Annotated in this window: 18 protein-coding genes; 2 read left to right on the top strand and 16 right to left on the bottom strand. The window is 37.8% G+C overall.

The window, feature by feature from the left end; genetic code table 11:
• Position 1: 1 nt before the first annotated feature.
• Positions 2-1945: a GTP-binding protein gene (locus AABK36_RS10670; RefSeq protein ID WP_309939120.1), complete on the bottom strand. Its 1944-nt coding sequence runs from the start codon at positions 1943-1945 to the stop codon at positions 2-4.
• Between the two features lie 38 nt (positions 1946-1983).
• The gene (locus AABK36_RS10665) at positions 1984-2424 is read right to left on the bottom strand and encodes a hypothetical protein (RefSeq protein WP_309939121.1); all 441 of its coding nucleotides are present in this window, start codon (positions 2422-2424) and stop codon (positions 1984-1986) included.
• A 247-nt stretch (positions 2425-2671) separates the two neighbouring features.
• On the opposite strand from AABK36_RS10665, the gene AABK36_RS10660 reads away from it, so the two are divergent.
• Positions 2672-4438 carry an OmpA family protein gene (locus AABK36_RS10660; protein WP_309939123.1) on the top strand — a complete coding sequence of 589 codons (1767 nt, stop codon included), beginning with the start codon at positions 2672-2674 and terminating at the stop codon, positions 4436-4438.
• 146 nt (positions 4439-4584) lie between these two features.
• Positions 4585-4851 (top strand): CBU_0592 family membrane protein, encoded by a 267-nt coding sequence (locus AABK36_RS25415; RefSeq protein WP_421722706.1) that lies wholly within the window; start codon positions 4585-4587, stop codon positions 4849-4851.
• A 52-nt stretch (positions 4852-4903) separates the two neighbouring features.
• Here the strand turns inward: AABK36_RS25415 and AABK36_RS10655 are convergent, their stop codons facing one another.
• The 14 genes from AABK36_RS10655 to AABK36_RS10590 all read right to left on the bottom strand — a co-directional run bounded on the left by AABK36_RS10655 (position 4904) and on the right by AABK36_RS10590 (position 24373).
• Entirely contained in the window at positions 4904-6283 is a 1380-nt protein-coding gene (locus AABK36_RS10655) for a COG3014 family protein (protein ID WP_309939124.1), read from the bottom strand.
• 98 nt (positions 6284-6381) lie between these two features.
• Positions 6382-6969, bottom strand: a complete 588-nt coding sequence (locus AABK36_RS10650) for a penicillin-binding protein activator LpoB (RefSeq protein WP_309939125.1) — start codon at positions 6967-6969, stop codon at positions 6382-6384.
• A 94-nt stretch (positions 6970-7063) separates the two neighbouring features.
• Entirely contained in the window at positions 7064-9445 is a 2382-nt protein-coding gene (locus tag AABK36_RS10645) for a TonB-dependent receptor (RefSeq protein WP_309939126.1), read from the bottom strand.
• Positions 9446-9626: 181 nt separating this feature from the next.
• A complete protein-coding gene (gene rpe / locus AABK36_RS10640; RefSeq protein WP_309939127.1) occupies positions 9627-10283 on the bottom strand; it encodes a ribulose-phosphate 3-epimerase in 657 nt (218 codons plus the stop codon).
• A 56-nt stretch (positions 10284-10339) separates the two neighbouring features.
• Entirely contained in the window at positions 10340-11965 is a 1626-nt protein-coding gene (locus AABK36_RS10635; protein WP_309939128.1) for a S8 family peptidase, read from the bottom strand.
• A gap of 148 nt (positions 11966-12113) precedes the next feature.
• The gene (locus AABK36_RS10630) at positions 12114-13751 is read right to left on the bottom strand and encodes a carbon starvation CstA family protein (RefSeq protein WP_309939129.1); all 1638 of its coding nucleotides are present in this window, start codon (positions 13749-13751) and stop codon (positions 12114-12116) included.
• 128 nt (positions 13752-13879) lie between these two features.
• Positions 13880-16318 (bottom strand): TonB-dependent receptor domain-containing protein, encoded by a 2439-nt coding sequence (locus AABK36_RS10625; protein ID WP_309939130.1) that lies wholly within the window; start codon positions 16316-16318, stop codon positions 13880-13882.
• Positions 16319-16767: 449 nt separating this feature from the next.
• Positions 16768-18372: an aspartate:alanine exchanger family transporter gene (locus tag AABK36_RS10620; protein ID WP_309939131.1), complete on the bottom strand. Its 1605-nt coding sequence runs from the start codon at positions 18370-18372 to the stop codon at positions 16768-16770.
• Positions 18373-18616: 244 nt separating this feature from the next.
• Positions 18617-18799: a PspC domain-containing protein gene (locus AABK36_RS10615; RefSeq protein ID WP_309939132.1), complete on the bottom strand. Its 183-nt coding sequence runs from the start codon at positions 18797-18799 to the stop codon at positions 18617-18619.
• 16 nt (positions 18800-18815) lie between these two features.
• Positions 18816-19529 carry a tetratricopeptide repeat protein gene (locus AABK36_RS10610; RefSeq protein ID WP_309939133.1) on the bottom strand — a complete coding sequence of 238 codons (714 nt, stop codon included), beginning with the start codon at positions 19527-19529 and terminating at the stop codon, positions 18816-18818.
• A 30-nt stretch (positions 19530-19559) separates the two neighbouring features.
• Complete coding sequence (locus AABK36_RS10605) at positions 19560-20975, bottom strand: CCA tRNA nucleotidyltransferase (protein WP_309939134.1); 1416 nt, start codon at positions 20973-20975, stop codon at positions 19560-19562.
• A 21-nt stretch (positions 20976-20996) separates the two neighbouring features.
• A complete protein-coding gene (locus AABK36_RS10600; RefSeq protein WP_309939136.1) occupies positions 20997-21521 on the bottom strand; it encodes a hypothetical protein in 525 nt (174 codons plus the stop codon).
• Positions 21518-22501 (bottom strand): GSCFA domain-containing protein, encoded by a 984-nt coding sequence (locus AABK36_RS10595; protein ID WP_309939137.1) that lies wholly within the window; start codon positions 22499-22501, stop codon positions 21518-21520. The genes AABK36_RS10600 and AABK36_RS10595 overlap by 4 nt, the downstream gene beginning before the upstream one ends.
• Before the next feature lie 183 nt (positions 22502-22684).
• Complete coding sequence (locus tag AABK36_RS10590; protein ID WP_309939138.1) at positions 22685-24373, bottom strand: alpha-amylase family glycosyl hydrolase; 1689 nt, start codon at positions 24371-24373, stop codon at positions 22685-22687.
• Between the last annotated feature and the right edge of the window lie 461 nt (positions 24374-24834).

Below are 24834 nucleotides of genomic sequence, written 5' to 3'. Positions count from 1 at the left end.
ACTATTTAAAAGACTCCGTGATGGCCTTTCTCGCTTTTAATATGTATTTAGCTGTATCAAGAGGGTTAATTCCTTTATACTCTCTAAAATTTCCATATTCATCTTCGCATTTTTGGTACCCTGTAAACTCTGTGTGGAATCGTCCCTTGCCGCTAGTCCTAGAATTAAAAATAGCTGGATACTCCAAAGCGGTCTTTAATGGCATACGCCCTTCCAGATAAAACTGGTTTTGGTCAAAATATGGAGAATCAACCTCGCCACGCATTTTCACCACATCGTTTACAATTTCGCCAAGCAAGGATTCTTCAGCTACAACTTTAAACGCCATTATAGGCTCCAAATACTCCGTGCCCGCATTCACCAAACCATCCATGATTCCCATAGGCGTGGCAATGACAAAATCAGAAGGTCTTGTATGCACTTGATGTTCTTCAGCAGCAATCATTGTTACTTTGACATCGGTTACTGGCCAGCCTTTCAGCCCTTGCTTCAATGCTACAGGCACCGTTTTCTCCACTTCATTTTGGTATTTCCGTTGCAATTCGCTCACAGGAACTTCTGATTTATATTGAACTCCTGCCCCTCTTTCTGTCGGTTCAATTAAAAAAGTAATAATTGCCCAACAAGGCTTAGGCATCCAATAACATACATAGCCTTGAGCAGATGAAGCTACTGTTTCCATATATCGGATCTGAGGTCTTCCGCAAGAGGCTTCCAAGCTAAATCTGTTACGCAGCGTTTTTTCAATGATTTCCATCTGCATATCCCCCATCACATCAATATGAAACTCTCTTTCATCCTTATGCCACATGAAATTGAGTCTTGGATTTTCCAAATTCAATTGTATTAGTGCCTTGGACAATTTTGAATAGTCCGAGTCAGCAACAGCTTTGACATCAACAGTCATCAATGGCGCTTCCATCTGACTATTCAATTCCAAATAACTCGAGGTCCCTATTATATCTCCATTTTTCAGCTCGCTAATTCCGGTTATCACCCCTATTTCTCCAGCTGACAGCTCTTCGACAATTTCATATTTCAAGTTAGCTGATCGTTGAATTCTAGTCGTTTTAACATCCTCATCCAAACCAACCACTTTGACATTCTGTTTATTTTTTAAAGTTCCTGAAAGCACGCGGATGTGAGCGGACAAACCCATATTGGCATCTTCTTCAATCTTATAAACGACAGCTGATAGTTCTTGATGCGATTGGTCAGGTTCTGGAAAGAAACAATTGATATACTCTAGCAATTCCGAAATGCCTTCATTGTTTTTTGCCGATCCCATCAACACAGGAGCAAGTTCACAATTTTCAACCAAGCTTTTCAATAAATCAGCAACCTCTTCCTTGTGGATATTTCCACCTTCAAGATATTTTTCAAGCAATTCTTCATCATGAACAAAGAGTTGTTCAATAAACTGCTCATCCAATTCATCATGATTCAAATAATCATAAAGGCCTTCCTCGGAATTTTGCACACAAACAAGCAACTCCTTTTTCGTTTCCTTTCTCAACTCATCCAATACTCTTTCCGTGTCCGCACCAGCGCGATCCACTTTATTAATAAATATCATGAATGGAATTTTCAACCGCTCGATCGTTTTCAAAATAGAGATGGTTTGCGATTGCACTCCTTCAACAGCGGAAACTAACAAAATTATTCCATCGACGGCTTTTAAGGCGTACTCTACTTCAGATGAGAAATCAACATGACCCGGTGTATCAATTACATTATATATGCAGTTGTTTAATTCAAAAGAAAAGCTTGACAACCTGATAGATATTCCTTTTTCCCTCTCAATGGCATCGTTATCGGTAAATGCGCTGCCCTTATCAACGCTTCCAGCTTCTTTCAACAGGCCAGAATGCAGTAAAAAATGCTCGCACATGGTCGTTTTGCCAGCATCCGCATGAGCCATTATTCCTATATTGCGTATTGACATAAATCAAATTTCATTGGATTTATGTCAAAAATAGAAATCTATTTCGAATTAGCTGCCAGTTTGAAGACAAATATTCTGGACATCGGGTAATTGAAAATCAAGGCAATCGTATAGCCTATAAGCGCCTTTATCAATGGAGCTAAAGTGGAACTGATCGTGACAATTCCCAATATATTAAACATCCCAAAAGCCAAAATGGAAGCGAGTATAGATAAACCAAAAGCTGCTATCAAAGGGTAATAATTCGCAGGAATATGAAAAGGGAACAAACGCTCCAATACATTTGGCTTCAAACTAACCCCTGACAGTTCATCATTAGTTCTTAAATCCTTGAGAATTACATATCCCAAAATCAACGGCATGAAAAAAGCCGTGGCGACAAGATCAAAATAGAAGCCTCTGAACCCAAACACTGGAATTGCGGGTTTTGGCAGGTACATAAAAGACGCCACCAATAAATTCGCGATGAAATTTATCATTGACAACTTTAGCAAATACCTATTTTTTAAATACTTATCCATACTATTCATACATGTCAAACGGCCAATACCCGCCTAAATTGTTGACAATTACTTCACAATAATTTAATTCATTGTAACTACGGAATGCATTTTCTACAATTTTTTCCTGTTAAATGAATCAAAAACATTTGATATCGTAAAAATTTGCATTATTTTCAATTGTTTTCGATTTCACTAAAAAATAATATATGATTAATTGATTACCATGATACCTAGAACATTACAATCACTACTACTAATCTGCACCCTGCTTTTTTCATCTAAGGCATTAGCGCAAAATGCCAAGCAACTGAAGGAAAGAGCTGAAACTGCCTTCAAAGAAGAGCAATATTTTGAAGCAGCGACAATGTATGAGAAGCTTATACAAAAGGATCCTGAAAGCGCTTCCGAGTATTTATTCAAATGCGGTGAGTGCCACCGAAAAAGTCTAAATTACGTAAAAGCCAGAGACTATTTTTTCAAAGCTTATAAAAAGAATTACAAAGACACTCCTCAAAGCTTGTTCTACTATGCTTTGATGCAGAAAAACCTTGGGATATTCGACAAAGCTTTAAACAGTTTTGAGAAGTACATCAATGACTCGACGAGTTTCAAAGACACTAAAGTGAAAGAGTACAAATACACTTTGGGTAGAGCAATTGTGGAAAAAGACGGAATTGTCCTTGCGCAAAAAGATTTTAAAGAAAAAGCGCACCAAGAAGATAAGATCAGAAGACTTGGCAAGCCTGTTAATTCCAAATACAACGATTATGCGGCTTTTGCCATGTACAATGATTACAAAATCATGTTGACATCAAGCAGAATCAACAGCGATGATGCTCAACTAGGTAGGTATGGAGAAGCAATGGATAGAAATTACGCATTCCAAGGAACAACAAACGGATGGAGAGAAATATCAGAAACTGCTCTTTCAAGCATTGGGGAAGGTGATGCCTATGGAACGGTTTCATTCAATAAAGACATCACTGAAATGTACTTTACGGCATGCTTTATTGAATTTGAAGGCTGCGGGATATTCAAAGTAAGTAAAACTGAAAATGGATGGTCAGAGCCAGCAATGGTTAATAAAAACATCAATAAGCCTGGTTCCGACAATAAGCAACCCTTCTTGACGGAAAATGCTGATACATTGTATTTTGTATCGAATAGAAAAGGCGGATTTGGAGGTTATGATATTTGGAAATCGGTTATTGATCCAAATACCAATGATTGGGCTGAGCCTATTTGCTTAGGCGGGCATATCAATACAACAGAAGACGAAATGGCTCCTTCATTCATTTCAGGTCTTTTATATTTTTCATCCAATGGACACCTTACCTATGGAGGCCAAGACATCTATTATACGTACATGGATGATAGCATCGAAAACCCGCAAAGCTATCACTTAAGCTATCCATTCAACAGCGAAGGGGACGATATGTACATCTCCCTGTTAGGCAACAAGAAAGGTTATTTATCTTCAAAACGTAAAGGAGGCTTGGGCAACTTTGATATATACACTTTTAATATCAGCGATATCGAGCCTTTCAATATCAAAAGAGAGACTATGTCAATCATCGCTTCACATACGAAGATATTAAAACCTAGCGATTTGACTCCTTCCAAAAAGGATAAACTTGTAAAGGTTCCGCCTAAGTTCATGAATGTTTATTTTGATACAAACAGTACTGTATTGAATGCGCAAAGCAAGAATTTATTGAATGAAATCACTGAATTCATTGCTAATAATCCGAACATCAAAATGACTATCACTGGACACGCAGACAATACAGGTTCAAAAGCTTATAATGTCAAGCTTTCCGAGAAAAGAGCAAAATCAGTCGCGGAATTCTTGTCTTCAAATGGTGTTTCAAGCAAGAATCTTAACATTGAATTCTTTGGCGATGAAAAACCTGATGCTGAAAATGAAGCCGAGGAAAGCGGAAGAGAACTTAATAGAAGAGTTGAATTTTCATATAAATTCATTGACTAGGTCATAGTTTTTAACATTCAACGATATAAAAAATTAATAACAGTATGATTCGCTCTGCTGTTATTTTTTTTGCTTAACAAATATAGATCAAACCAAATCACTGATACTAAGTCTTATTAGAATAAAAGTAAAATAAAGCTTTAAATATGCTAAGACTAGTTGATTGGATAGGTTTTCTTGGAGTTTTCTTAATTTTAAGCGCATATATATTGAATATGACGTCAGTTCTAACCAAGAATAGCTACGCTTATATTATTCTCAATCTCATCGGATCTTTTCTAGCTTGCACAGCGTCAATTATGATGCAATATATACCTTTTGTAATTCTGGAAGGTGTCTGGGCTTTAGCATCCTTATACGCTTTCATACGAAAAATATTTTCCGCCCAAGATTCAAGCAAAACCAACCCATAAAAAAAGCCATTGCGAAACAATGGCTCATTATAATATCATTAGATGATTAGAACTACATTTGACTTTCCAAAGAAAAGAATGTTTGAAAGCTCGTTCTATTTTCTCTGATATCGTATTTGAATTTTTTAGTTTGGTCAATATTTCTTATTCCATTCAAATTTAGTTTAACCACATTCTCTCCTTCCGGCAAAGCCATGCGTGTGTAATAAATTGAATGGGGCAAAGTTTGCCAATTTCTGGTATCAGCTTTTTCCGTGATTGCTCCAAGCAAGCTTACTGCCAGCCCTAGCCCTTCATTTTTCTCTCTAGCAGCCATAGCGGCAGCTTGTTTGAAAGCAACTCTTAACAATGATTTTCCAAATGTTGCAAGCATGCGTTCATTCAACACCTTGAAAGAAATTGCGTTCACATTTTCTCCCAAGTCAAAAGTAGAAATCTGGCCATTTGCCTCAAGATTGGCACCTGTGAAAATTGGTTTTCTTTCCAAATACTTTGGAAATGCCACTCTTATGAAATTCAAATCCGAAAGATCTCCATCACCGGGATCAAATCTAAAAGGAAATGTTATTCCTCCCAACTCTGGACTATCAAAAGTCACAAATCCAGGTCCTCCATGCACAACAGTAAAGTTAATGCTCCATTCATCTTTGACAGGCCCCAAACCATTATTCCAGAAAAACACCAAGCTTCCTTTGCCTGCCATTGGCTCGTGTTCGTATTTCATTCCAAACTCTTTCTCATAAGCCTCCACCTCATCATAAAAGCCTGTCAAGTATGCAGTGCGAAGAATGTCTTTTTTCAACTGCTCGGGAGGTCCAATGCTGAATAATCGTGTATACTCGCCTTTGTAAATTTTATATGCGTTTCTATAAGCGATAAACGCATCATTGTAATTCAAGTCCGACTCGTACAGAATTCCCATTAAGTTATGGACAAAGGCGTCTTCCTTGAATTTGTTTTTGGATTTGTATTTATCCGCCAATCGATAAGACAAGTTATTCAAACGTCTGCATTCAACCAAAGCAGCTTCAATGTTTCCAAGCTTCATATAGTTCATTGCTTTGTAATACAATACGTAAAGTCTTTCTTGATCCTCGCCGGGGTAAACAGTAGTCATCGGGTTAATGACAAATGTCAAAGCTTCATTTAAATAATTCTTAGAATAGTCTTCCGTAAAAATAAAAGCTTTCTCAAACCAGTAATTGCTTTCCTCGTATCGTCCCAGCAAATGCAGTACTGTGCCTTGGTTTACAAAATATAAGAATCGTTCTTTCCCTTCAGCAGCTTTCTTCTTGGATGAATTCAGCGTCTTTTCAGCTTCATCCAATCTCCCAGAAATAAATTCTTGGTTGAACTTAATGTTTTTTTGATAATATGTGGCGCAAGAAAAGGCCAATAAACCAAAAGTAACAATCAGAATCAATCTTTTCATAAAGATTCAAAATTGGTGTTAATGCAGTATTATGTACAAAAAAATAAAGATAGCTACGAAGCTATCTTTACTGATCAATCAATAAATAGTCGCGACTATTAATTATTGATATATTTCTTGATAGTTTCACTATTTCTCCAAACTTTTTCATTGGTTTCCAAATCATCCAATTCCAATGAAACAGTGTATGAAACTACTTTTTCTTTCTTATATTCATCTGTCACAGAATTAATCTGTCCAAACATCATAAAGTCAGCGCCAAGCTCTCTACCCCATTTTTTAGCAGTCTCCTTTGATGCAAACTCTTGTTGCTCCGCTCTTTCTTGTCTAAGCTTCTCTCTGAATTCGTTATTTTGAACAACTCTTACTTTTCCTGAATTGATGAACTCATCCTCTACAGCTCCAATAAATACATCCGGATTGATATGCTCTGCCGTTTTGTTCTTGAAAGAGCCTACGATAACAACCGGCTTGCGATTATGCGTTCTTTCAAATTCCTGTATCCAATGCGCTGACAATACATGGTCAATCATTCCTTGCGCAACTTTTCTATCATCCGAATCATTCCATCGTCCGCTGAGGTCTATCGTCTGATCTGGACTAACTCGTGTAACTTTTCTAGAACATCCAAATGCGAATAGAACCGCTAAAAACAAAATTCCTAATAGACTTTGAAATCTTCTCATATCCAAAAATTTTATAATAATTTTAATTTCCACCCAAACTAAAGATAGATTTTCCAAAAAACCTAAATCTGATACAACTTTAACGATTTATTCCCTAAAATGATGCGGAAACTTTTAAATTTAAAAATCGGTCGGAAAGATAATTTGGCACAGCGAAGCTTGTCCCGTTAATATCCTTGATCCAGGAATAGGACACGACATTATTAATCCCAAATACATTCAACAGCTCCAAGCCTAAAGACAGATTTGAAAATCCAAACCCACCGCTTTTCTCCTCAAAATCAAAGACTTTATGAAATCCAATATCCAATCTATTGTACTCTTCACCTTTGAACGCATTGCGGAGATCAAGATTGCCCGTTGGCCCAAATGGCATGCCTGAGCCAAAGACGTAATTAACGCTTACCTTCAGTGAAGGATAGTTAGGGATATGATCTTGGAAAAACACTCCCAGAGTGATCAACTGATCCGTAGGCCTTCTAATATACCCTCTATTATCTTCCAGCAAATCTTCCTTCGTAGACAATATACCCAGAGAAAACCAAGATTGCGTGCCTGGTATGAATTCTCCACTGATCCTAAAGTCAGCTCCTGCGGCGTATGCTTTTGCTTGATTAGTCGCGTAATATCTTAATCTCACATTGTCAATATCATAAGGAATAACATTGTCCAAAAACTTATAATACAACTCGCTTATAAACCTAAAATCCCTGTCCCAGATCTTCAACTTATAATCCATGCCAGCTATAATATGATAAGATGTCTGAGCTTTCACGTCTTGATTGATTTGACCGTCAAAGCCTCTCAATTCTCTATACATACCCGGCTGATGGTAAACTCCTGCCGCCAACTTGAAAAAGATATCCCTGCTCCACGCAGGCTTGAAAGAGTACTGCATTCTTGGACTCAATAACACCTGCGATGAAAAATCCCAGTATGTAACCCTAGCTCCATATGTCAATACATGTTTTTGATCAAAAATAGATGTATGCTGTATATAAGCGAAGTATTGTGATGAAGTTAAATTGTTTTGAGCATTAACTGAATTCAACAAGTTTCCATATCCATCATTCTCTTCATACTCATATTCATTTACTTCATCATTGAAACTCTGAACAATAGCACCAGCTCCAAATGCGAGGTATTGTCCAGTGTTGATTTCCCATTCATTTCTATTTTCAATAGTATAGCTCAACATTTCAAGAGAATTTCTGCCATATCGATAATTCTCTCCAATCTCTTTCCCCTCTTCATTTGGATTGTCTGTATTTGATTCGCTTAATTCATTGATATAATATTGAGTTTGCACATCAAATCGCTCTCTTTCGGAAGAATGCGCTACTGACATGATCAAATCCGATTTGTAACTATCTGAAAACCTATGCGAAAGCCTCAAACCGGACTGCAACGTATTATACCACATTTGCTCTTGTCCATCAAAATAAAGATTAACATTTTTGATTTCATTGACAGTCCCAAATGACTTGACAACTTGCTCGGGATAAATTTTATAATCATTTTGAGCGTAGCCAAATAAAATTCCCAAAGTGGTTTTTCCTTTATTCTTGCTATTTAAATCGATCTCCGTATAATTTTGAATATCGACAAATCTAGGAAAGACGTTTCCTTGAGTTTCCAATGTCTTCACCAGTTGTCTGGAATCTTGATATCTTACACCCAGTATATTTGTAACCTTACCTTTAGCCAACGGAGTTCCCAGCATCGCGCTAGCTCCCAAAAAGGACCCTGATACTTTGCCACCAAATTTTTCGGGTGACTTGTAATCTATATTCAATACAGACGACAACTTATCCCCATATTTTGGTTGCCAACCGCCAGTGGAAAAAGAAATATCATTTACCATATCCGGATTGATAAAACTCAGACCTTCTTGCTGCCCGGATCTCGCCAGTTGAGGACGATATACAGGAACACCCATTACATAGACCAAATTTTCATCAAAATTACCTCCTCGCACATTATAGTTAGATGATAATTCATTATTTGATGTAACTCCCGCTTGTGTCGCTAGTACTTTATTAAAGTCTGAAAATGCAGAAGGGAACTTCTCAATTTGAGCTGATTCAATCTCCGTCATACTGACTTGATTTCTCTCAACATCCCTTTCCGCTACTACACTTACATTGTCAAGCATTTCCACATTAGGCTCCAAAATCAATTCAAGTCGCATGACTTTCCCTCTATCCTGTTCAGAGACTACTCCTTTATAAACCAATGTATCGTAATTAATATGCCTTACAGTCAGATGAAATTGACGATAATCCTCAGGAATCTTCAATGTGAATTGTCCTTCCAAATCCGACACTGCTCCTAAACCGACATTGCCTTCTATGATATGCGCATTATACACAGGCTCCCCGCTTCTTGAATTCACTTTTCCTCTCAATAATGTATGCTGCGCATCAGCGAAAGAGCAAAAAAAGATGAAAACCACAAATAATAACCTAAACTTCATATATGAAATATTTCCCGACAACATGATACCCAATTGACTAGTCTAGGTATCTTTAATTTTATTCAATAAATAAATATATCAAAAAACAGCTCAAAAAAAAAGGGAACGAATTTTTCATATAATTCATTCCCTAATTAATTTTCAATATTTTATTACCAGCTCTTAACGCTTTTTACCTCAATTACAGCGAAGCTTTCAAATCCGCTATAGTTTGAATAGGATCTGCAGAATTAAACACAAAACTTCCAGCTACCAAAACATTGGCCCCAGCTTCCACTAATTGCTTAGCATTGCTGTCTTTCACTCCGCCATCCACTTCGATAAGCGTATCCAAGCCTTTGCTGTCAATCATCTTTCTAAGCTTTTCCACTTTCTTGAATGTGCTGCCGATAAAAGACTGTCCGCCAAAGCCCGGATTCACAGACATAAGCAATACCATATCCAAATCTTCCAATAAAGGCTCAACTGATTCAATCGGAGAATGCGGGTTAAGAGCGATAGCCGCTTTAGCGCCTAATTCTTTGATAGTATGAATATCTTTGTGCAGGTGTCTGCTAGCCTCCGCATGAATGGAAATAAAATCAGCTCCAGCATCCACAAAGTCTTTCAAATACCTCCCCGGCTCCTCAATCATCAAATGAACATCTTGAACCTTTTTGCAGTACTTATTTATCGCTTGGCAAACAGGCAATCCAAACGAAAGGTTTGGCACAAACATTCCATCCATGATATCAATATGCAACCATTCCGCTTGGCTGTTATTAACCATTTCCACTTCATTCTTCAAATCGGCAAAATCCGCTGCCAATATTGAAGGGGCAATTATCGTATTACTCATACGACAAATTTAAATTTTCTTAAACAGATGCAAAAGAGAAAACGAGATTTTATGAATTATTGCTTGATTATTTTCGCTTTATAGCTGCTATTTCCTTGGGTAATGTTCAAAATGTAGGCGCCATCAGGCACACCTCCCGGAAAATCAAAATCAAACAATTGTTTTGGCCTAAGCTCATCGTAGCTTCTCACCGCCACAATTTCACCTACCATATTGTATAAATAGACATCAATGTTTTTGATCGGCAGATCATTTTGATACCTGATATTCAAAGCGTCGCCTCCAAATGGATTTGGGCCAACTACAAAATCCTCTTCGCCCATAGCATTGTAAAAGTATACCGAAGGCATAGGTATGCCATAGCCTATTTCATAGTTTGGATCATTCTTGTTAGAGCCGCATGCTAAAAGCACCTCTTTAAACTCTTCATTGGTCTTCCCTTCAAAGTGAGGCCATAAGCAAGCAGCGATCCCAGCGATCATCGGAGCGGAAAAAGACGTCCCATTGTCAAGAGAAACGGAACCATTGGAATTCACCACAGCGATTCCTTTGCCTAAGCCTACAAGATCCGGCTTGATGAAGCCCGCTTTTTCATAACCAAAAGAGCTAAATCCGGCTTTTTCAAAAGTATCATCCACTGCGCCTACTGAAATCACTTGCTTGACATCCGCTGGCGGAGCGACATATTTCCAGTTTACACTTCCTTCATTTCCCGCGCTACTGATCACAAGCATTCCTGCGTCAATTGCTTTTTGAGCCGCTTGACTGATCACCGCTGTTTTGCCATCCAAATCTTCCCATTCATAATCCATTCTTGGATCGTCAAAATAATAGTAGCCCAATGAACTAGAGATGATATCAGCTCCTAAGCTATCCACATACTCAGCCGCAAACAGCCAGTTATATTCTTCAAGCCTAAACTCTCTTTTAACATCTTCAGTAACACACATGATATATTCAGCTTCAAGCGCAGCTCCTCTATAATAATCGCCGTCATCCGCAGAAAGCACAGACATTACTTTTGATCCATGACTGTCATAATTGTAAACCTCTTCACCTTCATACACGAAGTTCTTAGTGCTAACTATCTGATTATTGTCTCTCAAATGCTTAAAAGCGGACAAACGATCAACTCCGACAAAACCCGCATCAAACACCGCGACAGTAACTCCTTTTCCTTTCAATCCCCTTTTATGCAAAAAATCAACCTCATGCATAGCATTTTGTGATTCGCTATTCAGAGAGTTTTCTTTTCTTCCTTTCGTTCTTTTTTTGGACTTGCTATTTGATTCAAATCTATCTGGAGCGACAAATTCAACTTTGGACACAAAACTCAGCTCAGCAATTTCTTTGTATTGAACTGAATCAACAATATCAACCAACACACCATTCATCCATTTGGTTTGCCAATGTGTTTCAACACCAATGCTATTCAACATTGCTAAATATATTTCGCTTACCGGCAAGTCAGCTTCTGTCAAATCAATGTTCTGACGAAGCCTTCTTTCTAAAGACTTAGCGCTCAAAAACTCTTCGGGCGCGCTTAAAGAATATCCCGTTCCCTCCTTGTCTTTGAAAAAAACCATATGACTTCCCATCTGGGCAAAAACACCTTGAGAAATAAGAGTGAAAACAACAGTTAAAAAAGAAAGAGAAGTTAAAGAGTAAAAGTTTTTTTGCATAGATTGATAATTTAACACACTTACTAGAAATATATGAAATTATCATAAATATGGCAACCATAAGTGCAAAATAGTTTAAAATTTGCATAAGCGATTTGATAAAGAATAAATAAACTTCAAATCGCCCATGCTTTTAAACTTTTAAATTCTACACATTTGAAAGCGCCAGCCTTCTCATAGATCGAATAGCTTCCACCACAAGCACAATAGCCATCAATAAAAGTATGGAAGCTATGCCAGCCACCATAGTGGAAGGCGTTGAATATATCAATTGAACAATCGCCCACAAAGTCATGCTGAGCATAAAAATCAATGGCAAAGCAATAAACCATGTTGGTTTTCCTTCTCTTCTCAACCACACATACACAACCAACAAAGCTATCGCCGCCAACATCTGATTCGTTGCGCCAAATACCGGCCAAATAGCTTTCCATGCAGGTATTGGATTACCAGAAGCATCCGTTAATTGAACAAAAACGAATATAGCCGGCATTGCCAAAGTTGCGAAAGAAGCTATCAACATGCCATTATCGCTTCCTTTTAGACTGAAAAATTCTTCAAAAATATAACGACCTAACCTCGTGGAGGTATCCAGAGTCGTCAATAGAAATGTTGACACAGCCAGTATGCCAAAAGTCTCCCCCATTTTATGAGGCAAGCCTAAAGCATTTAGAAAATTTCCCATGCCTGATCCAAATATAGCCAAAGGCGAAGCTGAAGTCAACGCGCTGTCCTTTGAAATCATTACTACTGTAAACAATGCCAATACAGCCAACCCTCCTTCAACCAACATCGCCCCGTAAGCCACGGGTTTAGCATCCGTTTCCTTGTCCAATTGCTTTGATGTCGTTCCCGAAGCTACTAATGAATGAAAACCCGAACAAGCGCCGCATGCCACGGTAATAAACAAAATCGGAAACAATGATCGTTGATCCAAAGTCGTCCAGTCGGTAAATGCAGGATAGCTCATTTCAAAGTCTCCAATGAGAAGCCCGATAAAGGCTCCTAGTATAGCGCCATAAAGCAAAAATGACGACAAATAATCTCTCGGTTGCAATAACGCCCACACAGGAAGTATGGAAGCCATCAAACAATACAATAGCAATAAACAGCTCCAAAATTGAATGGAAGATAATCCCAACTGGCTTGCGATACCTTCAATCGGCAAGGGATAAATCATGCCGAATCCAATTCCCAAAAACAGCAACGGAACAAAAATAAAACTCATTTTGCCCAAGGACATTCCTTTGCGAAACACCAATAAACCGAATACCACCGCCAATAAGATAAAAACACTTGACGAGCTCGCAACTGCGGGAGTATTGGCAAAGCTTGTCGCTGTCAAATCAACAAAAACTACCAATATATACACCAAAGCAAGCCATATGAACAATAACATTAGTTTATAAGCCATTGGTGACATGCATTCTTTCGCTATCTCCGCTACCGAATTGGCCCGATGTCTTATAGAAGCCATTAATGAAGCGTAATCATGCACACCTCCGATAAAAATCGATCCCAAAACGATCCAAAGCAAGGCCGGCAACCAGCCAAAAGCCAATCCAGCGATAATTGGTCCGACAATAGGCCCCGCTCCCGCTATGGAGGAAAAATGATGTCCAAAAAGCACAGACAACTTAGTAGGAACACGATCCACCCCATCATAATCGCAATGACTTGGCGTAATATTATTTTTATCTACATCGAAAATCTTTTCTAAAAACCTTCCATAAAAGCGGTAGGCCAAACCGAACAAAGTCACTGAAATCAGGAAAATAACTAGCATGATCAATAAATTTATTTTTCAAAATGGCATGAGCGCTATTCTGAAAGTTCATTTAGCTGAAAAATATTTTAAAATATCGACCAAATTACAAACCATAACTAAAAAAATCTAATTATCAGGCACACTATTTATTCCACCCTATTTCGCTCTTCTTTATTTCCTTCGCTACGGCTTCTAGTGTTAACATTGCTTCCTTTCTTGAATTTATATCTTAAAGTAATTTGATATCGATTGGAGTCGTAAGTCTGACGACCTGTTGTCACTACATTGTCCTGTATGGAACTAAACTCGAACTGTTGAGTACGAAACACATCCCTCGCTTTTACATTAAGGCTTAATTGCTCTTTAAAAAATGATTTTTCCAAACCTACGCTAAAAGCGTAAATATGCTCTATTCTCATCCCCGCGTCAATAGAAGGGCTCACGTACCACCCTGTGAATTCTCCCTTGAGCGTTTTTGAAATCAAGAAGGTATTCATATTCTGCACATACACACTCACTTGCATTTCATCAAATGATGTATACTCATTATCCGTTTTGAATCGATTGCCAAACATTGATACGGTGTTATTCATTTCCCACCACTTCGCAACAGTTACAGGCACATTAAGATTAATTGAAAAGTTCTGTTTCAAATCCAAATTATCATTGGTTTGAATCATCATTCTAGACTCATCATCTTGAATCATCAATTGCCCCAATACATCCGTCGCATGATGGTAAGACAACGATAAAGCGTACTTTTGCTTGAAAATATAGTCTACCTGCACATTATTAGAAAACTCAGGCAAAAGGTAAGGATTTCCTTGTATGGCTAAAAACGGATCTACATAAAAGAAAAAAGGATTAAGCTGACCAAAAGTTGGCCTGCGAACTCTACGACTATAAGAATAGCTCAGCGAGTGGTCTTCATGAACATCATGTTTGATAAAGGCGCTAGGGAAAAAACTAGTATACTTTCGATCCACTAAATCGCTTTCTTGACGCGATCGTCCATTTGTTATCGTATGCTCAACTCTTAGTCCCGCTTGAAAAGATAATTTATCGCTGATCGGACCTGAAAAATTAGCATATCCCGCTGGAATCGTTTCTTCGTAAGTGAAATCATTGGTTCGGTATTTATCCAACACCCATTCTCCGTTTTTCAATGAGTCAAATCTTGCATCATTTTTCACTAAAGAATGACTAAACTTCAATCCTGTTTCTAATTTAAAATTCCCAATCGGCTTTTCATAATCCACCTTAGCGGTGAATATATCAACAATATAAGGTTGACTGCTAATCGACTGCTCTATCTCATTATCATTTTCAAGGTCTAAAACTTGGCTCCTGTTAAGAATATCCTCCACATTGTCAAACTTACTATAATCAATATCAGAGGTGATCTTTTGGCCCAATGTATCAAACCTATGTATATAATTTAAATTGAAAGAATACATGTCGAAACGATCTTTTCCGTATGCGTCAGACCAAATTCTAGATACTGGCTCTTGATTATGGTCTGCGATATTCGTTTCATTTTCTATTGACAATCTATTGTTTCTGGTATATCCATTGAACATTATTCCAAAAGTATTTTTTTCGTCAAGTGAATAATCCAATGAAGCTCTCAGCGAAGGCGAATTTGATCGATAGTGCATATAGGTATCCTGACTTAATAATTCCCGATTTTCGTCACTCCCAAACTCTCTATCTAATTTCAAAGAAGAATACCCTTCGTTAAAGTTGAAATCCGCTTGGACAAATCCGGAAAATTTACCGCTCATAAAATTAATGTTAGCACCTGCATTCGCTCCTGGGTAACGGCCTTGATTCATACCTGCATACACGCTTCCATTATATCCTTTCTCTTTCATTTCTTTAAGCACGATATTCAATATGCCCGAGCTCCCCTCCGCATCAAACTTTGCAGAAGGATTGGTAATCACCTCAATACTGCTGATATTTTCGGCATTTATTGTTCGAAGCATATCCGAGAGTTCTTTGTCGGTCAGATAACTTCTCTTATCATTGATCATTACAACTACTCCGCCCTTGCCATTTATTTTGATATTGCCTTCGCTATCCACCATAACTCCGGGAGTTTTAGATAGAATCTCAAGCCCATCTTCACCGCTTGTCAGGATAGTATTGTCCACATTAAAAACGAGTCGATCTATTTTTCTCTCAATCGCTTGACGTTGCCCTACCACTTCAATAGACTCCAACTCCTTGACACTTTCCAATACAACAATTTGGCTCAAATCAAGCCTTTTCACATCACCGTTAATAATGAAAGGTTTGCAAACCTGCTCATAACCCACCGCCGTCACGCATAGGTTAAAATCGCCTTTTTTTAAATTCCCCAGCTCAAAAACTCCCTCCGAATCAGAAGCCACACCGCTAAAAAACGTAGAATCAGCAGTATTATAGATCGCTATATTGGCAAAACTTACTGGAACTTTGTTTTCATCAATGACTTGCCCAAAAACGCTGTAATTAATTTGTCCATAGCCAGTATGAGACAAAAAGAAAACAACGAAAAAAAATAATGATAAACGAAAAAACAACTTAGTAGAATCAATCATAAATCTTGCACTAGATTAAAAATAATGTAATAGAATCAGACTGATGCGTATTTGGTAAAAAGGATTCTTTGCTTTTGAAAAAAATGACAAGAGGCTAATTAAGCAAAACTTACTCAAGCTCAAAAATGAATAGAAAATTCATGACTATAAGTTCACAAAAATTAAAATATCATTTCCAAATATAATCAACTGATTTCCCCGTTTTAAAAACGCAAAAAAAATGTTAATTATTGCAAATAATGATATTATTTTATCAACCAGAGCATTATTTAAATTCAATTAATCTTCTTACTGTTTAAAAAAATATAACATACTTCAGATGTATAAGTATTTGTCTTTAACTCGATTGAAATTTATTTTAACAAAAAAATGCTTTTAAATAATCGTTGGCACACATTCTACCAACGATTATTTAAAAGCACTAATCTAGCTAGACTTGTAGACTTTTATCATAAAAATGACAAATACCCTACAATCTGAGCGCAAATAATCAAAATTACCATAGCAAATGGATAAACTGTCGCATATGCTATCGAAGGCGCGTTGCTGTCAGTCATTGGGTCTAAGGCACTTAATCCCGGCGTACTCGTCATACCACCTGTCAAGGCTCCCAACAACGATAAGAAATTAACTTTGAAAACATAATAACCCAGCATAATACTTAACACCATCGGCACCATAGTCGCCGCAAAGCCTATCAAGAAAAGTTTTGGCCCTTGAGAAGCAATCGTTTCCATCAAACTTGTGCCAGCTGATGTACCAACTGCGGCCAAAAACAATAACAATCCGAATTGTCTCAATGTCGCATTCACAGGTCCTGAAACGTTCCAAATGATCGGACCAGTCTTACCAAGTCTAGAAAGCAACAATGACACGATCAACACTCCTCCTGTAAGCCCTAATTTAAAGCTGCTCCCAAACAATGGTATATCTACTTTACCAAGAATAATACCCAAAACCAATGAAGCCGCGATAGGCAAAAAGTCAACGCCATTAAGCTTCTTAGGCTCATCACCCAAAAACTTTCTTACTGAAGCCGTATTCGTTCTGTTCGAAACAACCATCAACTTATCACCAAATTTGATTTGGGAATTTGGGGTAGCTGTGATATCAATACCTGCTCTTCTTATTCTCGTAATTGTCGCATTATAGTTTTCCAACAAGGCTAGTTGCGCCAAAGTCTTGTTAACCACTGCTTTATTGGTAACTAACACCCAATCCACGTCAAAAGAATCGCTTTTTGGAATTTCTTCCTCTATAACTCTTCCTATCAAGTGCTCCGATCTTTGAATCGCATCTTTTGATCCGACAAGCCTCAATCTATCGCCTTCATGCAATACCGTATCAGGCATCGGAACAAAGATTTCTTCCCCATGCTTCACTCTGGAAACATTCGCTCCTGTCATTCTTCTTAAGTCAAGATCCTTTAAGGTTTTGCCAAAAATCCTCTCATTCTCAACGATAAAATTCACTTTGAATAATTTCGGAAAATTAGAAGAAGACTCGTTTCTGAATTTCTCAGCCTCTTTTTTCAAGTCAATTTTGAAAATCTTTGGAGACAATCTAACGAACAATATAACACCGATCACACCAAAAGGATAAGCGATACCATAACCAATTGAAGCTTCGGATGAGCCTTTGGTCGCTTCAATCGCGGCGGCAAGACCCGGAGTACTGGTCAAAGCGCCTGAAAATATACCAACAGCGTATTTTAAATCCACATCCATCAATAATGCCAACAATGTAGCTGTTGTTGCTCCTGAAATAACTATAAGCCCCGCTATCATCACCAATTTTAGACCATTGGACTTAAAGGAATCAAAGAATCCCGGCCCGGCTTGAATACCTATGGTCAAAATAAACAAAAGCAAACCAATAGTTTTGAAAATCGGCGATATTGTGATGCCAAAATGACCGAACAACAAGGCCACAAATATTACCGCTGAAACATCCAGAGATATTCCCTTTACCTCAATACGTCCAATCAATATCCCTATGGATATAATCATGAACAGGGCGAAATACTCTGTGTGAAATAAACTTGTAAAATCCATAAATCTCACTTAAATAATTAAAACACTCCCAGATACAACATCTGAAACTCTCACAAACTTTTGCAAAATAACTACTTGCTTTTCGAGTATCCTATGCTCTTTATCATGTTTTAGGGCATAATCATATCATATAATTTTTCCCTCTACATTGTAAGATTTCTATTTTTGAAATGTTCAAAAAAAAACTCCAAGAATTGCCTCGACAATGCTTGGAGTTGTAAATATTTTCATTTCAATAATTTAGTTATTCTTTAGGCATCAAGTACCACAAAACAACATAAATCAAACCGCCCGGAAAACCACCACTCATCGCTGAAATACATACATATAAAATTCTAACCAAAAGCGGATCCCATCCTAGAAAATCTGCAATGCCCGAGCAAACACCTGCGATAACTTTACGATCATTATTCCTTTTTAATCTCATAGCGACATATTATAGTTTACAGTTTGGCTGCTTCTTCCTTGGCTTGCTCAAAATCAGGCATGATTTGAAGCGCATTGTCAAACTCAGATTTCGCTTTAGCCTTGTCATCCTGAGCCAAAGCCACCATGCCTTTCAAATAATACGCTGCCGCTTTCATCGGCACTTCTTGATTGCCTCCTGCAGTCGAATTATACAATACTACTTTGCCATCCAATCCATCACTGCCGATCAATGTATCCAAGTAGCTATTTGCCTCCGTGTACCTTTTGGAATCATACAAAGCTACTGTAAGGTTGTAAAGCACATTCAAATCATAAGTGTCCAAGTACAACTTTTCGTAAGACTCAACCGCTTTGTCCAATGCGCCAGCTTGCCTGTAGCACACAGCTAATATCTCCCTAGCCTCATTGTACCTAGGGTTAACTTCCAACACATCATTCATGACAAATACTGCCGGAAATAATTGCCCTTGCTCGTAATACAAATATCCTAATTGAAACAGCAATGAATCATTGCCGGGATCAATAGTCACCAGATCATACAAAGCATCCTTAGCCACTTCAGGATCTCCATACTTTACAGCACGAAGGTATTTTTGTTGAGCCAAAAAATAAAAAGGATTCCCTCCGATTTGAGTTGAATCATCTGAAACATTGCTGTCCTGAGCATTTGAAAATAAAGGACAAGCTAATAAACTGATCAAAAAAATCAATATGCCTAATTTTCTCATTATACCATTAAATATGTTTTATATAAAAAATCAACTTTTTTCTATTCCCTTCTGTTTTCCAAGCTCGATCATTAATTGCTTGGCCTGTTCATAATCATTGGTAATCTTTCCTTCCAAGATGTGATCTTTAATCTCATCTTTGATTTCTCCCACCGTCTTGCAAGGCTCCAAGCCAAAGTACTCCATGATTTCCTGACCGCTAATAGGAGGTTGAAAGTTTCTCACTTGGTCTCTTTCCTCTACATCCTTCAATTTTTGCTCAACAACTGTGAAATTTTTCAAATATTTTTTCACTTTTTGATCATTTTTGGAAGTAATATCCGCTCTGCAAAGCTTCATCAAATCCTCCAAATCATCTCCAGCATCAAACAAAAGCCTTCTCAGGGCCGAATCTGTTATGATATCCTGCACTAAAGGAATAGGCCTTAAATGCAATCTCACCAATTTTTGCACATATTTCATCTGGTCTCCCAAGGGCAACTTCATTCTTCTGAAGATCTTAGGAACCATACGAGCTCCGATCTCCTCATGCCCATGAAATGTCCAGCCCGATTTGGGATGAAATCGTTTTGTCGGCGGCTTGGCAATGTCATGCAATATCGCCGCCCATCTCAACCACAAATTGTCCGTCTTCTGGGAAATATTATCCAGCACTTCCAATGTATGGTAAAAATTATCCTTGTGTCCTTTGCCATTTTTCTTCTCCACTCCCTGCAAAGCAATCATTTCAGGAAAGAACTGCTCAAGGAGCTTGGAATGATAAAGTAGCTTGAAACCGTAAGAAGGAGTCTTGGACATGATGATCTTGTTCAACTCGTCCGAAATTCTTTCTTGCGAAACGATTTTCAGTCTTTCGGCATTTTTGATGATAGCTTCAAACGTATCCGCTTCTATATCAAAGTACAATTGCGAAGCAAACCTTACGGCTCTCATCATTCTCAAAGGATCGTCAGAGAACGTTATATCAGGATCCAAAGGAGTCTTGATGGTCATGTCTCTCATATCCTCCATTCCATTGAAAGGATCCACCAACTCACCGTACCTTGCTTCATTCAAGCAAATTGCCAAAGCGTTGATAGTAAAATCCCTCCTATTTTGGTCATCTTCCAGCGTTCCATCTTCGACTATTGGCTTGCGGGAATTTCTATTGTACGACTCTTTTCTAGCTCCCACAAATTCAACTTCCCAGTCATCGGTCTTGACCATTGCCGTTCCAAAATTCTTAAAGACATTCACATTGACATTTCCCATTTCCTTAGCGAACTTTTCCGCTAAAGCGATACCACTGCCTATGCAGACCACATCTATGTCTTTTGACTCTCGTTTGAGTATCAAATCTCTTACATATCCACCGATGACATATGTCTCAAGTTCCAAACTATCGGCGCACCTTTGGAGCACCTTAAATATATTATGATTGTCAAGATATTTTTTAAAATCTTTCATCAAACCCTCTTTGTTCTTCTCCTAGTTATAAAATTCAAAGCCTCCGTCCGGTTCCAAACGCATTAGCTTTGGATTAGCGTCTAGACTAATTTCATTAGCCTGCAAATCTATAACTTTATCACTTTGCTTCAAAGCCTCCAAAGCTTCAAGATTATGAACTTTGCTTTTTATATGAACAACAGGTTGGCCAAGATTAAAAATCATCTGATGCAAATCTCCTTTTTTCACCCATCTAAAGAACAAATTCTCCTTTAGCTGCACTCCATCTGGAATATTCTGCAACGGATGAAATAAAATACTCAACGGCTTTTCCGAAAATTCCATCAAATCCCAAGCTACATCGGGAAATTTGGCGATATATTTTTGAAGCTGGCCCATTTCAGCCAACAATATTTCTTGAAAATCAGGTTCTTTACCATTCATCCCCAATGAATTGATACAATCTCTTGCCACCTTCATTGAAAACAATAAACTAATCGATCCGTCAGCATTTGTCACTCGAAGCACTTTGCCGGATCGCAAATCATATATAATTTCTTTTTTCATATTTCTTCCAAAGCAATTTCTATTTGCTTGATTTCATCTGTAAAATCCAGACCTTCGACATTAAAAGTCTCGATCTTTGCCAATAACTTCTTCAAAAACTTCCTATGACTCTCCGTGTTCGGATTAAACGGACGATGGGACAAACCCGCGTTTATTTTTTCAACCTCCGAAATTTGACTCATGATGGTTTTTGAAGCTAAAGCGTTCAAAAATGCATCCCAAATGTATTTAACGGCTTGTTTTGTAGGATGAATCATATCTTCCTTATAAAACCTGTAATCCCTAAGATCATCCATCATAATTTCATACGAAGGGAAATAAAAACACTTCGAATGCGTGGAAATCAACTGTTCTACTGCGACTCTTAAAATAGACTTGCTCAGGCTGTTTTTTTCCAAAGTATCCCTAACATGCCTCACAGGACTTACCGTAAACAAAACTTTAAGATCAGGATTTTCAGCTCTGATCATCGCAATGGCTTCTGAAACTTCTCCCACAATTTCCTGAACAGGCAACAACACTCTGTCAAACTCCTTTGAAGGTCGCTTATGACAATTCGCCACAATATCGTTATTTTTTATCCGCTTATAGACAAATGCTGTTCCAAAGGTAAGAAATAACCAGTTTGAAGATTTCAAACGTTCGCCAACATTTGTTAAAGAAGCTTGAATACTATGTTCCAATTCCTCTTTTGTCAGTCCTTTGATATCCGAATGAAACTTGAAGTTCACCTGCGCATCGTCTTTTTGCAAGTAAGTATCCGAAGCAGGCATTTCTCCGCGCAGGCTAAGCCTGATCAATTCGCATATTGAAGATGGATTGTATACCGTTCCAAAAGGATTCACAAGCGTGTCAAACTTGCGTTCTTTCATCATATTACCGATTTCCGCTGAAAAGCATGAGCCTAGAGAAACATAGCTTTGGCTATAGTCAATCTTGCTTTCTATGTCAAACTCCTCGATAACCGTTCGTAGCTTCATTTTTATTTTATATTATCAGCACATTACCAATATAATAAAATTAGTGAATGCAAAGTTAAGTTACAATTTAATCTAAGCAATATAACTTAAACTAGAGAGAAAAAAGTATATGCAAAAAGGCCTGAAAGAATTGCAAGCAACTCCCTCAGGCCAACTATAAACACATAACTATGGGGTAATCCTCTATTTTTTTGATATCAGCAGATAAGCATGAGGCGTATCGAATATCGCTTGTCCATTTTTCACTTCTGTGATAATGCCTGAATATTCGTCATGCAACTTATCGCCATTGTTGTAAATTCCATCAACATCGACAACTTTCTTTCCTTCGGCTAAATCCAATCCAACCAAAACCTGGTCTTCCAAAGAACCTGATTGCCAGCTTCTGGTAAAGTAATATGGCGATTCATTAATCATCTGATGTTTCCCTGCTCCTATTGAAGGGTGATTTTTCCTGAATTGTCCTAACTTTTGATAATGAGCCAAGACGTCCTCGACTTTAATCCCCGATCTCAAAGCTCCGTTATTCAACTCATCCCAGTTCATGAAAGATCTCAACGTAGCATCGCCTACGGTTCCATCTATCACCAAATTTCTTATCGTCTCATCGCCATAATACACTTGAGCAGCGCCTGGTGAAAGCAATAATTTATTAGCAGATTCAAACGGCTTCTCTCTTTTTTCGTCAAATGGCTGTCCATCGTCATGCGAAGTCAAATAATTCAATATGCTTTTGCCGGCCAAAGGTCCTTCCAACAAGCTGTCATATTTATTAAACAAATACTCATAGCTATTCTGAGCATCGTATTTGAAACCAAAATTTATCAAGCTTTTGAATCCATGATCGAAGTAATCCACTTGCTGATCGCCAAAGTCATAGATTCTGCCATTATTCGCATTGTAATTATACACTTCTCCAACTAGATAGAATTCATTGTCATCCATAATATCATTTGGATGCGACTTCTTCCATTCAGCAAACGCTTTTTTGGCTTCTTCAAACAAATCCGTCCATACATCTTCTTCTGTATGCTTCGCGGTATCGACTCTGAATCCATCAACGCCATAATCTCTGATATAGTCCGTCAACCACTTGATGATATAATATCTAGGGGCTCTTGGATATCCTGTTCTTTCAAAAAATGCGTCAAGCTCTGCCACTTCTTTAGCCAAACGGCCTTCTACGGTCCACTTTTTAACTAACTCCGCCGGCAACTTGACATCCTCAGTCTTATTTTCAGTTCTGATATCGGCCAAATTATCCACCAAGGCGCATGATACTGTATTCTCATAATTATCATGCTTGCAAGACGGATCCAATCTTACCCACTCATCTTCCCACGCGGGATCAATTGGGTTAACAGGTCCAGTATGATTGATGACCACATCCAAAAGAACTCTTATACCTTTGCCATGAGCGACTTTCACCATTTCGGCCAACTCTTCCCTTGTTCCGAAATTAGGATCCAAATTCGTCCAATCCTTCGCCCAATAACCGTGATAACCATAAGTGGCTCCTGTGCCTTCATCCACGTCTCCATGCACTTGCTCTACTAATGGCGTCATCCAAATAGCGGTAATTCCCAAGTCATTGAAATATCCTTCTTTGATTTTATTAGTGATCCCCGCAATGTCACCACCTTCAAAGCCTCTAAGGACTCCGGTTTCCTTGTCTCTTCCAAAATTGATATCATTGGAAGTATCCCCGTTTTCAAATCGATCCGTCAATAGAAAGTAGACATTCGCATTTTCCCATACAAATGGCGTTTCCGCTACCTTCTTTTCAACACTTTTCTCTTCTTTCTTATCACCCGACTGGCAAGATGAAAACGCCAGCGCTAACCCTGTGAATATTAATAATGGTAATCTCATAATTCTGATTATTAAAAAGTCTCCTCCCATCAATCCAACGCAATGGTTTCATTAAATTGCCAATTACCATTCAAAAGAAAAAAGAAATCCCAGCAAGTTCACCTAAAAATAAAAGCAAACGTTTGCATAAAATCACGCATTTTTTAGAGCCCAAAAACACAACTAGATTATGAACTCTTCAATAAATCACAACAAAATTTATCAAATTATCATTTCTTTCGCATAAGAAATCATATTGAATTAATAGGAAATAAATGTTACTATAAGGAAAAATTTAAAACATATAATTAGAAAAATTAAATAAATATTAATAATAACATTACCCGTTCATTCATAAACAAAAATAAATAAGCTTTAAAAAAAGATTTACACCCATTATTTCATTTTTTAAAAAAATTTGACTAGAATGAGAGTTATTAAAACCTTTTTAGCTCAAAATCAAGTTGCATAGCTTTTCGCTT

This window comes from Aureibacter tunicatorum, assembly GCF_036492635.1.
Classification (GTDB): domain Bacteria; phylum Bacteroidota; class Bacteroidia; order Cytophagales; family Cyclobacteriaceae; genus Aureibacter; species Aureibacter tunicatorum.
Note: the sequence above shows the minus strand (reverse complement) of the source record. Positions and strands in the feature narration are given on the sequence as shown.